The sequence below is a fragment of the Kocuria sp. WN036 genome (genome assembly GCF_002287015.1).
Classification (GTDB): domain Bacteria; phylum Actinomycetota; class Actinomycetes; order Actinomycetales; family Micrococcaceae; genus Kocuria; species Kocuria rosea.
Genome location: NZ_NSKF01000051.1, coordinates 1 through 10,391, shown reverse-complemented (window position 1 = coordinate 10,391; position 10,391 = coordinate 1). Strand labels below are relative to the sequence as shown.

The window sequence follows — 10,391 nt, the reverse complement described above, 5'->3', positions numbered from 1 at the left end:
CCGGTTCCGCCCCTCGGGTTCGCCGGGCTGGTAGCCGAGGTGTTCGTTCATCTCCTCGTCCAGGGCGGCCTCGACGACCATCTTGGTCAGCTGCTTCAGCAGCCCGCCGGGACCGGTCAACGCCGCCCCGCTGGCGCGGGCGGCACGGACCAGTTCCCGGACGGTGTCTTGTTCGACCGCGCTCAGCTGCGCGTTCTCTTCCGGCTCGTCACCGGGTGTCGGTGGGCTCACGTCCACCAGTGTCTCGATCTTCTCGCTCATGTCGACCCTCCAACCCCGAACGGGGCGATTAGGCCTCTTACACCGTTACTGCGATAGTCCCCCGAAACCAACGAACCGGGTGTGAGATAGGCCTGGCCGGCACTTGCCGCCTTCGCCACTGAGAGGGACGCATCGGGTTGGGGTCGCTCTGCGACGGAGGGACCCATGCCGCCGTTTTCGGCCTGGCCCGTGCCTGGTGCGGACGGAACTGGTCCTTCACGGTGGAGGGGTGATGCCGGTGGGATTCAGAAGGCTTTCAACGGCGGGTAGGGGGCGACGCCGCCAGAAGGGCAAGCGCGCCCACCAACTGTCTGCGATGACAGGGACTGCCCCACGTTTCGCTGATCCGCTCCAAGGGCTCCAGAGTCTCCAGTCCGGTGTTTTGATTCTGTGCAGGGAACGTGAAGACCGTCGATGTCAGGGGATGGACGGTCTTCAGGGTCATGGCGGATACGGGGTGGGATGTGTGAGGCCGTGGTTGCTTGTTAGTGGAGGTGCTCGCCGAAGAAGTCGAGGATGCGTTGCCAGGCGTCCTCGGCCTCCGGCTGCGAGTAGGCCAGCCCGGCGGTGCGTTCAACAAAACGCAGAGGCCTGGGCGTCTTCCAGTCATTCATAAAGGAATGACCCACGGCCGGGTACTCCTTCACGTCTCGTGCCACCCCACCCTCGGCCAGGAACCTCTCCAGCTCATCGGCCGCCCCGGGCAAGGCGCGGTCCTCGGCGCCGTAGCTGGCCACGACAGGGCATGACCGGGTCAGTGACGCCTTGTCTGTGGGCATCGACCCGTAGTTGGGGGCGGTCGCGTTGAACACCCCTCGTGGTGCCAGCAGGAGGCAGAAGCCGCCACCCATGCAGAACCCGACCGATCCCACCTTCCCGGAGCAACGATTATCGGCCACGAGGTGGTCGCGGGCGGCGAGGATGTCTTCGACAGCTCTCCCCTTGCCGCTGGACAGCGATCGGAAGGTGCTCACGACGCAGGCCGGCCTGCGCCCGCGCCGGTACAGGGCCGGGGAGAGGGCCAGGTAGCCGTTAGCCGCGAAACGGTCGGTGATGGACTTGATGTCCTCGGTCAGACCGAAGGCGTCGTGGACCACGACCACCCCCGGCCAGGGCCCCTCCCCGGCGGGAACGGCCAGATAACCCGGCAAGGGGCCAGCCGGGGCGGGAAAGGACATCATCGACATAGCAGCGATGCTAACCCCGCCTGAGGCGCCCCGGAGGACCGTGTTAATCACCGGCCACCGGCAGCCTCGCCACCACGGAAGTTGTTAGGGGTGGTGTTGTGACGTGGGAATCGGTGGTGCCCGGCGTCAGTGCTACGGGTGGTTGCTGGCGGGTCCGGCCCCGCTGAGGTCGCCCGGTCGACGCGGGCTTGGCGGCTGGATACCCCTCGACGCGAGGACACCCCACCAGCTGCAACAGTTGGCGAGTCCGGCGACGTCGCGGGCTGCCCGGTTCAACCTGACGGAGCAGGCGTCGTCCCCCGACTCGGCGTCGACGGTGCCAGGGCTCGTTGCACATGATCGGCGAAGCGCCGCCACTGGGCGGGGTCTTGTTGCCGTGCGTGGTCGAGGCCGGTGGCGCAGCCGGTGACGAGGATGGTCACGTCCTCCACGTTGACGTCGGGGCGCAGCGCTCCGACGTCCTGCATCCGAGATACGAGAGCGCCCATCGCTGCGCGAACCTCGGCCTCGGCCGAGCCCAGACCTGGAATGAGCTCTCCGCACAAAAGGCTCAGGGTCATGCGGTCCGTCCGGAGCCGCTCGAAGAGGTCCTCCAGGAAAGCCGGCCACGCCGCGGCGCCGTGCTGGGCCGCGTCCGCCACGGCCTCGGCGACCCGCTGGGAAACCCAGCTGAGCAGATCCTGACCCACCGCGGTGAGCAGGCCCGACTTGGAGCCGAAAGCCCGGTAGACGGTGGCGTTCCCGACTCCCGCCCGTTGGGCTATCTCGGGAATGGTGGCCCTCGCACCCCGGTCGGCGAACACCGCACGCGCGGAGAGCAGGACGGCTTCAGTGTTGCGTGCCGCGTCCGACCGTCCTCGTGCCCCCGTCACAGGAGGCGCTGGGTTGGGCTCGACGGCCATCAATGGGCCTCGCCAGGGGCCGGCAGGTCCGGGTAGGTCACTCCCGTCAGGTCCTCACTGACCTGCCAGAGCCGGGCGGCAACGGCGTCGTCGCCTGCAGCACGGGAGCGGCTGACGAGCACCGGGGCCCCGCGCCCCTGGCCGAGGCCGCCAGGCCCGTAGTACTCGCCGCCGCGGACCTCGGGCATCGTCGCAGCGCGCAGGGACGGCAGGGCCGCGGCGGCGGCGGGCTGCGCAATGCCCGACTCCAGGGCACGCACCACCGTGCGCAACGGGCCCGCAGGACCAGTGAACCCGCTGGTGAGGTTGGTGCTCGCAAAACCTGGGTGCGCCGCGACGACGGTCACAGTATCGCCCGCCGCCCGCAGCCGCTGATCCAGCTCGTGGACGAACAGCAGGTTCGCGAGCTTGCTTTGCCCGTACCGCGCCCACCGCCGGTAGCTGCCCACCCCCTGCAGGTCGTCGAAGTCGATGCGCCCAAACCAGTGCGCGTTGCTGGAGACGACCACGACCCTGCCCGCCTCCGCTTGGCGCAGGGCCGGCAACAGCAACCCGGTGAGGGCGAAATGGCCGAGGTGGTTGGTGCCCAGCTGGCGCTCGAAGCCGTCAGCCGTCCGACCCTGGGGGACGGCCATGATGCCGGCATTGGCCACCAGCAGGTCCAACGGGCCGTCCCACGCCGAGGCGAACGCACGCACCGAGGAGAGGTCGGCCAGGTCCAGCTGTCCGAGCCTGGCAGTGCTCGACCCCGTCTCCTCGACCAGCTCGGCCAGAGCCCGCTCACCACGCCGCGGATCGCGGCAGGCCAGGGTCACCACCGCGCCCCGACGGTCCAGCTCGATCGCGGTGCGCAACCCGATGCCGCTGTTCGCGCCGGTGACCACGGCCGTGCGCCCGGCCAGAGAGGGGATGTCGGCCAGCGACCAGGCCGGAGATGTCGTCGTGTTCGTCATGACCTGACCATAGCCGAAACGGACTGACGGTGTCCGCTTCGGGGCGGCACCGCACCGTCGGGGCCGCATCTCGCGCCCACCCGAGCATCGGCATGCCCCTGACCGATACAACTATCGGACCGGTCACAGACCGGACCCCCAGAACGAATCTGGTCCGGGGTTTCCAACTACCGGCGGATCGCCGGCCATCCCGCTCCGAAGCCTCACCAGGGTGCTGTTCCGAGGCCTCTTCGTCGGCGCTCTAGGTACAGCATCGCTCACCCTCGTCATTACCGGGCTCCAGTGGTTGGGAATCAGGTGCGGGCACTGCCGGAGGAAGTCACCAAGCGTGAAGCGCGACTGGTCTCCGCCCGGCAGGAGGCCGAGGACGCCCGGAGGCGTTCCCGACTGTGCTGGCCTTGCTGGGCCACGTGTGGCGTGCCGGGCGATGGCTGGCCAGGCAGTGCATAGGCTGTCCGGATGGATGAGACACCGCCGACCGGTTCTCAGCGGCGGCTGTTGTCCCAGATCTTGCTCCACAGCGGCCCGCTGGCACCGGTGCTGAAAGAACAGTTCGATTCCTTGAGGATCACCGAGGCCCAGGACTGCGGTTGCTTCGACTTCACCGTGGACCCGAACACGCCCCGGCTTCCGGAGAACACCGAGTGTCCGCTGTGGTTCCACGCTGTCAGCGACGCCACCCCCGTTGAGGCCTTGGGCGTGTATCTGTGGCACGAGCAGGGCCACGCCGGCGGGGTGGAGATCACCTGGGCCAACGCCGATCACCACCCACCTCTGGCGGAGTTGCGCATCGAGGATGCTTGAGGCCCACCCAACGCAGTCGGTTGCCCGTTCTGTCGGCGCCTGCTGGGTAGGGTGCGGGAATGAGGCTTTCGTATCCGGTGTGGGTCCGGTTCAACGGTTGCGACCGTGCACTGATTTGGCAGACCGATGACGGCACCCAGGTCACTGAGGAGGACATCGACGCGGTCCTCGTCTTGGACGGGAGAATCGTCACCGCTTTCACCACCGAGGACCTCACCACCGTGGCCGCCCGGCACGGCCTCGAGCTGAAGGACAGCGATGGGGCCGTGCAGGTTCTCGACGACGTCGAGGAGCTGCTGGAGCTTCTCGCCTCCGAAGAGATCCGCGCGCAGGTGTTGGATGCGTGGAATCTGTTCGCCGACATCGCCCGCAGCGTCTCGGCCACCCTCGATGACACCGGAGAGGCGTGGCAGCAGTGCTACGACAAGCTGTTCTTCGGCAACAACCTCCCCCAGCGTCACCCCTGCCGGGGAGGACTACCGGCCCTGCTTCACGGTCGAGGAACAACGGCTCATCCGAGATGTCTTCATCCGTGGCCGCGCCATTCTCGCCACTCACCTCTGAACCAGGGCGGACCAACCCCGCGACACGGTGAAGGCCGGTGCGCCCTGGCCGATCAGGTGGGCGCGGGGCGCCCGGTGCGCACCCGCGGCCCGGGATGGGCGTTGCCGGACGGGCGAGAGGCGCGGTCTTCCGCCGCCGGGGTGATCCGGGGCAGAATCTGATCACTCGAGGACCTCATGAGCGCTGTCGCCCCAGCGCGGCGGGGTCCTCAGCCGATCCGCATCACGATCCCGGTACCTGGCCGGGAGAGATCCGAAGGAAGGAGCTGCGATGAACCCCGATGAGTGCCCGGCCTGTGACACCGGCGTCCTTGCCACCTGGCAGGTGAACGCCACGAACGAGACCATCCGCGTGTGCGATGAGTGCGACGGCGTGTGGGAGGCCACCGATGAGCTGCCGGGCCCGCCCCTGACGACCATCGAGCAGTTCCTCCTCCTGCGCAGCCGGCCGCCGCTGTGGAGCGAGCTGCACCGCCTCGACGAGGCGCCCGCCTCGTGAGCAAGCCATGGGCTGCCACCACGGGTGACTCGGCGTGGGCGCAGTACCAGCGCACCGCGCGGCTGAGCAGCACCACGCTGATCCTCAAGGGCGGACCGATTTTTGACCCCGTCAAGGTGGCCGCCAATCCTCAGGACTACCTGCTGGACATTTTCGAGCACGAGGCCGAGGTAGCCGCGTTGTGGTAGTCCCGTCGGCGTTGGGACCGGGACTGGAGCGAGGACGAGATCCGGCTGCGCTACCAGGGGGTCGAGCTGTTGCCGTTGGGGGTGGTGGATCACGTCTCGGCGCTGTGGTGCTACCTGCTCCATGTGGTCGAGGAGTTCCTGGACACCGGCCGCGGGGAGACCTCCTACCCGGACCAGCCGCTGCCGGTGGTGCTGGAGACGGTCAAGGGCAAGGTGTTCTTCTCCACCGACGAGACCCGGGTGATGGTGGAGCCCGCCCCGTTCCTCGACTCGTTGCTCGATGAGGCGCAGCGGTTCTTCGCCTGGGCCGAGCGCAACCTCGCTGAGCCGCCGATGGACCGGGAGGTCGCGCAGCTACGGGAACGGCTGGCTCAGCTGTAGGGCCCTGGCGTTGAGCAACAACTCGTCCGCGGCTTCCTTTCCTGTGACCGCACCAACCCCATCCTCACCCCCTGATCCCACCTGTGGAACGGGCCAGAAGCCGCTTCACATATGGCCGGTCGTCGGTCCGACGGTTCTCGTGCGGAGGGGGGCAGGCACGAGCTTGTCCGTCGGATCCGGTCTTTGACAGCGCGGTGAGCGCCCCGGAGAACGGTGACACAGGTGGGCGATCGCGACGGTGGATCGCGGAGGATGCCCGGTCCCCTGCGTGCCGGTCCTTGCCGAGGCCGGGAATCAGCGGATGTCCGCGACGCGTGGTGCATGCCGGAAGAGGGTCGGTGGCCCGAGCGAGGCGCTCGAGCCACCGACCTTCGGGTGGGTATCGGTGGTGGTCAGCCGCGGGTGACGGGGATCTTCTTGGTCCCGGGCAGCTGGTCGGGTGCGGTCACCGGGGCCCGGACCTCGAGCACCCCGTCCTTGTAGGTCGCGGTGATGTCCTCCTCCTTGGTCCCGGCCGGCAACGGCAGGGTGCGCACGAAGGAGCCGTAGCGGAACTCCGAACGGTAGGTGGCCTTGTCCTTGTGCTCGGACTTCTGGCGGCGCTCGGCCCGCAACCGCAGCATGTCGTTGACCACGGTGAGCTCCACGTCCTGCTGCGGGTCGATGTCGGGCAGCTCCGCTCGGATCACCATGGCCTCGCCGTCCTGGAACTCCTCGACCTTGGGCCAGGACACCTGCAGGTCCGACGGCACGTCGCCTTCCAGCAGTCGGCGGAAAGGCTCCAGCATGTCGAGAGCTTCCCTGCTCCTCGGGCCCGGCCCCGGCGTCGTCGGGGCGGCCCGTCAACCGGAGGCCGTGGACCCGTCGAACGGGGGCCGGAGGTGCTCTCACAGGGACGTTTCCAGGATAAGCACCGGAGGCGGGGCGCAAAAGGTCTGTTTCCGGCGCCGGTGAAACGTCATCCGCGCCGGCCGTGGTTCCACGTTCATAGGGGAAGTCGTCGGCGCAACGGCCGGCTGTGGGGCTCGCCCGGTCCTCGACCACCGGTCGGGGACCGGGGCGGCTTGCCGATCAGATCCCTGGCTGCACGTTGTGCGGTGGCTGGGCTGTGCTGCCTGCCCAGGATTCGAACCTGGAACCCCCGGTGCCAGAAACCGGTGCAACTACCAGTTGTGCTAGCAGGCACCGCCCACAGGGTGGGCGAGGATTTCAACGTGGGATCGGGGTGCGCCCATTCCCAGGCTCCGGTGTCCGTGCTGGGTCGGGGCTGATTCGAGGACCCGAGGTCCACTGCGGGGTGGCAGTGCTCCCCGGGTGGGTCCCGGCGTGTGGCTCGGTACGACCTGGTTCAGGTGCCTGGTCATAGGCCGGGGGTGAGGAACGAGTGTCTCGGTGGAGGGGTGATGCTTCCGCGCAAGAATCTTCAGCTGGTGGACGGGGCGGCTGCGTCGGTGCCAGCGGTGAGGATGGCCAAGGACGCGGCCACGGAGTGATCGGGTTCTGCCGGTGGGGCGGTGTAGGCGCGCAGGATGAGCACGGACTTGCCGGCCACTTCCAGGGGTGCGTCGGCGGCCACGAGGCTGGTGCTGGCGCTCTTGCCGGCGGTGTCCAGGACGATCTCCCACTCCACGGCGTATTCGGCCGGTGGAAGGATGAAGGTCACGGGCCCGTCGTGGGAGTTGAAACACAGCAGGAAGTTCACGTCCGTGATGGTGCGTCCGCGCCAGTCCTTGCCGATGGCCGCCCCGTTGTAGAAGACGCCCAGGGCGCGCGCCAGCGGCTGGCCCCAGTCAGCGGGCACCATGGGGGAGGCATCGGGGTTCAGCCACACGATGTCGGGCAAGGGTTGGCCCTGCTCGCGGTCCACGGGCCGGCCGCTGAAGAACCGGTTGCGCCGGAACGTGGGGTGCTGACGGCGCAGCCGGGCCACGGCGGCGACGAACTCGGCCAGGGGGCCGTCCATGGTTTCCCAGTCGATCCAGGTCAGCTCGTTATCCTGGCAGTAGGCGTTGTTGTTCCCGCCCTGGGTGCGGCCCAGCTCGTCCCCGTGCACCAGCATCGGCACTCCTTGGGAGAGCAGCAGGGTGGCCAGGAAGTTGCGTTGTTGCTGGGCACGTAAGGCGAGGACCTGCGGGTCGTTGGTGGGGCCTTCCACCCCGCAGTTCCAGGAGCGGTTGTGGGACTCCCCGTCGTTGTTGCTCTCACCGTTGGCCTCGTTGTGCTTGTCGTTGTAGGAGACCAGGTCGCGCAGGGTGAAGCCGTCGTGGGCGGTGACGAAGTTGATCGAGGCGAACGGGCGGCGCCCGGAGGACTCGTAGAGATCCGCCGAACCGGCCAGCCGTGAGGCGAACTCCCCGAGCGTCGCAGGGGCCCCACGCCAGAAGTCGCGCACCGCGTCGCGGTACCTGCCGTTCCACTCCGTCCACTGCGGCGGGAAGTTCCCCACCTGATAGCCCCCGGGGCCGATGTCCCAGGGCTCGGCGATCAGCTTGACCTGGGAGACCACCGGGTCCTGCTGGACCAGGTCGAAGAAACTGGCCAGCCGGTCCACGTCGTAGAACTCCCGGGCCAAGGTCGCGGCCAGGTCGAAGCGGAAGCCGTCCACGTGCATCTGCGTCACCCAGTAGCGCAGGGAGTCCATGATCAGCTGCAGGGAGTGCGGGTGGCGGACGTTGAGGGTGTTGCCGGTGCCGGTGTAGTCCATGTAGTACTGCTTCTCGTCTTCGACCAGCCGGTAGTAGGCGGAGTTGTCGAGGCCCTTGAACGCCAGGGTGGGGCCCAGGTGGTTGCCCTCGGCGGTGTGGTTGTACACCACGTCGAGGATCACCTCGATCCCGGCCTGGTGCAGGGACCGGACCATGGCCTTGAACTCCTGGACCTGCTGGCCCGGTTCGGCGGTGGAGCTGTAGGCGTTGTGCGGGGCGAAGAACCCGATGGTGTTGTAGCCCCAGTAGTTGGACAGGCCCTTCTCCAGCAGGCCCCCGTCGTGGACGAACTGGTGCACCGGCATCAGCTCGATCGCCGTCACCCCGAGCTTCGTGAGGTGGGCGATCACCGCCGGGTGGGCGAGCCCGGCGTAGGTCCCTCGCTCTGCGGCCGGGACCTCGGGGTGGCGCATGGTCATACCCTTGACGTGGGCCTCGTAGATCACCGAGTCGTGGTACGGGATCCGCAGGGGCCGGTCGCCCTGCCAGTCGAAAAACGGGCTGATCACCACCGACCTCATCGTGGAGGCGGCCGAGTCCTCGGCATTGAATGATCCGGGATCCCCGGGGTAGTGGGAGAACACCGCCGGACTCCAGCGCACGTCTCCGCTGATGGCCTTGGCATAGGGGTCCAGCAGCAGTTTGGCCGGGTTGCACCGCACACCGCGGGTGGGGTCATAGGGGCCCTCCACGCGGTACCCGTACTTCTGACCGGGGATCACGTGCGGCAAATAGCAGTGCCACACGAAGGCGTCCACGGCCTCCAGCGGGATCCGGTGCTCGGAGCCCTCGGCGTCGAACAAGCACAGGTGCACGGCCGTGGCCGTCTCACTGAACACGGCGAAGTTCGTGCCGTTGCCGTCGTAGGTCGCCCCCAACGGATAGGGGCTGCCCGTCCACACATCCATTCTTGTCCTCCGCCGCCTCGAACCGGTCAGCCACCCGCAGCAACATCCCGTGATCCTGCCGGCTTCGGCCCCGCCGATCACAGGGGCACGAATCCTCTTCCCGGCGACCCCACCATAATGCGGCGGCCACGGCCGCAGGACGGCGACCGCGCTGAGGCACCGTATGCGGGGCCGCCGACGGATACTCCCCACCAGGATTTGGTCGCCCCCTTGATCTGGTCGGTCCCGTAACCAGTACTGCAAAGAACCGGCTGGCGCAGAAGTTGCCTTGTTCGTAGCTGCTGATCGTTCCTACTCTGAGGCTCCGGTCAGGCTCGGCTCACTGCCCGAACACGCACCTGAAAGGGCGCTGCGCCAGGATCACGGTAGGACAGCTGGCGCGGGCCGGTGTCATCGGCAGGTGCCACGAGCAACGCTAAATCATGTGCGTTGGCGTTGCTGCAGGTCGGGCGTGCAGTAGGCGGCCGTGAACCGTCACGGGTTTGATGCCGCTTCCTTTCGATGAAGGATGAGGACATGCCCAAGAAGTACGACGCCGAGTTCAAGGCCCGAGCGGTGCGCATGGTGCGCGAGCACCAGCAGGACTATCCGTCGCTGACGGTGGCCTGTCAGCAGATCGGTCAGCAGCTGGATCTGGGGCGGGAGACGCTGCGCAACTGGGTCCGTCAGGCCGAGATCGACTCCGGGGACCGGGATGGAGTCACCACGGCCGAGGCCGAAGAGATCAAGCGGCTCAAGGCCGAGAACAAACGGTTGCGCGAGGCCAACGAGATCCTGCGCAAGGCCTCGATTTTCTTCGCGTCAATGTCATCGTAGGAAGTGCCGGCGGGGTTGGCTCGTTTATTCGCTGCCCTCGATCTTGGTGGGCTTGTCCGCGATGTGCCGCCCCGCCGGTCCGGCCGGGCGAGGTCCGGGTGTGGCCTGATAGGAGCGTGCGCTGTTCGGCGTCCGATTGAGGCGTGCCCGCCGGGGGCTCGTCCTGCCCTTCGATCAGGCACGAGGAGCACACGGAGGTAGCCATGGTCACCGTCGTGGGTATC

The 10,391-nt window shown here is 67.9% G+C and carries 11 protein-coding genes, 1 tRNA gene and 1 pseudogene; 6 read left to right on the top strand and 7 right to left on the bottom strand.

The annotated features are described in order from the left end of the window. The 4 genes and pseudogenes from CK505_RS17760 to CK505_RS17745 form a co-directional block, all read right to left on the bottom strand. A pseudogene (locus tag CK505_RS17760) lies at positions 1–261 on the bottom strand (IS256 family transposase); the annotation flags it as partial. Positions 262–746: 485 nt separating this feature from the next. After that, on the bottom strand, positions 747–1,448 hold the full coding sequence (locus tag CK505_RS17755; RefSeq protein WP_165440223.1) for a dienelactone hydrolase family protein: 702 nt from the start codon (positions 1,446–1,448) through the stop codon (positions 747–749). A 272-nt stretch (positions 1,449–1,720) separates the two neighbouring features. Continuing rightward, positions 1,721–2,350, bottom strand: coding sequence for a TetR/AcrR family transcriptional regulator (locus CK505_RS17750; RefSeq protein WP_095651887.1), 630 nt, complete (start codon positions 2,348–2,350; stop codon positions 1,721–1,723). After that, entirely contained in the window at positions 2,350–3,303 is a 954-nt protein-coding gene (locus CK505_RS17745; RefSeq protein ID WP_095651886.1) for an oxidoreductase, read from the bottom strand. The genes CK505_RS17750 and CK505_RS17745 overlap by 1 nt, the downstream gene beginning before the upstream one ends. A 459-nt stretch (positions 3,304–3,762) precedes the next feature. On the opposite strand from CK505_RS17745, the gene CK505_RS17740 reads away from it, so the two are divergent. The 5 genes from CK505_RS17740 to CK505_RS17720 all read left to right on the top strand — a co-directional run bounded on the left by CK505_RS17740 (position 3,763) and on the right by CK505_RS17720 (position 5,738). Continuing rightward, positions 3,763–4,107, top strand: a complete 345-nt coding sequence (locus CK505_RS17740) for a hypothetical protein (protein WP_136341370.1) — start codon at positions 3,763–3,765, stop codon at positions 4,105–4,107. Between the two features lie 59 nt (positions 4,108–4,166). Further along, positions 4,167–4,832: a hypothetical protein gene (locus tag CK505_RS17735; protein ID WP_136341371.1), complete on the top strand. Its 666-nt coding sequence runs from the start codon at positions 4,167–4,169 to the stop codon at positions 4,830–4,832. Between the two features lie 109 nt (positions 4,833–4,941). Next, positions 4,942–5,169: a zf-TFIIB domain-containing protein gene (locus CK505_RS17730; protein ID WP_095651883.1), complete on the top strand. Its 228-nt coding sequence runs from the start codon at positions 4,942–4,944 to the stop codon at positions 5,167–5,169. After that, positions 5,166–5,357: a hypothetical protein gene (locus tag CK505_RS17725; RefSeq protein ID WP_095651882.1), complete on the top strand. Its 192-nt coding sequence runs from the start codon at positions 5,166–5,168 to the stop codon at positions 5,355–5,357. The genes CK505_RS17730 and CK505_RS17725 overlap by 4 nt, the downstream gene beginning before the upstream one ends. A gap of 84 nt (positions 5,358–5,441) precedes the next feature. Then, positions 5,442–5,738, top strand: coding sequence for a hypothetical protein (locus CK505_RS17720; RefSeq protein WP_136341372.1), 297 nt, complete (start codon positions 5,442–5,444; stop codon positions 5,736–5,738). Between the two features lie 392 nt (positions 5,739–6,130). Here the strand turns inward: CK505_RS17720 and CK505_RS17715 are convergent, their stop codons facing one another. From CK505_RS17715 to glgX, 3 genes are all read right to left on the bottom strand, one after another. Next, positions 6,131–6,526, bottom strand: coding sequence for an Hsp20/alpha crystallin family protein (locus CK505_RS17715; protein ID WP_095651880.1), 396 nt, complete (start codon positions 6,524–6,526; stop codon positions 6,131–6,133). 323 nt (positions 6,527–6,849) lie between these two features. After that, positions 6,850–6,923, bottom strand: a tRNA-Gln gene (locus CK505_RS17710). Between the two features lie 238 nt (positions 6,924–7,161). Further along, entirely contained in the window at positions 7,162–9,351 is a 2,190-nt protein-coding gene (gene glgX / locus CK505_RS17705; RefSeq protein ID WP_095651879.1) for a glycogen debranching protein GlgX, read from the bottom strand. 516 nt (positions 9,352–9,867) lie between these two features. On the opposite strand from glgX, the gene CK505_RS17700 reads away from it, so the two are divergent. Continuing rightward, entirely contained in the window at positions 9,868–10,167 is a 300-nt protein-coding gene (locus tag CK505_RS17700; protein ID WP_161976667.1) for a transposase, read from the top strand. The last annotated feature ends 224 nt before the right edge of the window (positions 10,168–10,391 follow it).

What these genes read in the sequence shown, in the direction of transcription:
- CK505_RS17755 (WP_165440223.1), bottom strand. Translation starts at nt 1,448, where the DNA reads ATGTCGATGATGTCCTTTCCCGCCCCGGCTGGCCCCTTGCCGGGTTAT.
- CK505_RS17750 (WP_095651887.1), bottom strand. Translation starts at nt 2,350, where the DNA reads ATGGCCGTCGAGCCCAACCCAGCGCCTCCTGTGACGGGGGCACGAGGA.
- CK505_RS17745 (WP_095651886.1), bottom strand. Translation starts at nt 3,303, where the DNA reads ATGACGAACACGACGACATCTCCGGCCTGGTCGCTGGCCGACATCCCC.
- CK505_RS17740 (WP_136341370.1), top strand. Translation starts at nt 3,763, where the DNA reads ATGGATGAGACACCGCCGACCGGTTCTCAGCGGCGGCTGTTGTCCCAG.
- CK505_RS17735 (WP_136341371.1), top strand. Translation starts at nt 4,167, where the DNA reads ATGAGGCTTTCGTATCCGGTGTGGGTCCGGTTCAACGGTTGCGACCGT.
- CK505_RS17730 (WP_095651883.1), top strand. Translation starts at nt 4,942, where the DNA reads ATGAACCCCGATGAGTGCCCGGCCTGTGACACCGGCGTCCTTGCCACC.
- CK505_RS17715 (WP_095651880.1), bottom strand. Translation starts at nt 6,526, where the DNA reads ATGCTGGAGCCTTTCCGCCGACTGCTGGAAGGCGACGTGCCGTCGGAC.
- glgX (WP_095651879.1), bottom strand. Translation starts at nt 9,351, where the DNA reads ATGGATGTGTGGACGGGCAGCCCCTATCCGTTGGGGGCGACCTACGAC.
- CK505_RS17700 (WP_161976667.1), top strand. Translation starts at nt 9,868, where the DNA reads ATGCCCAAGAAGTACGACGCCGAGTTCAAGGCCCGAGCGGTGCGCATG.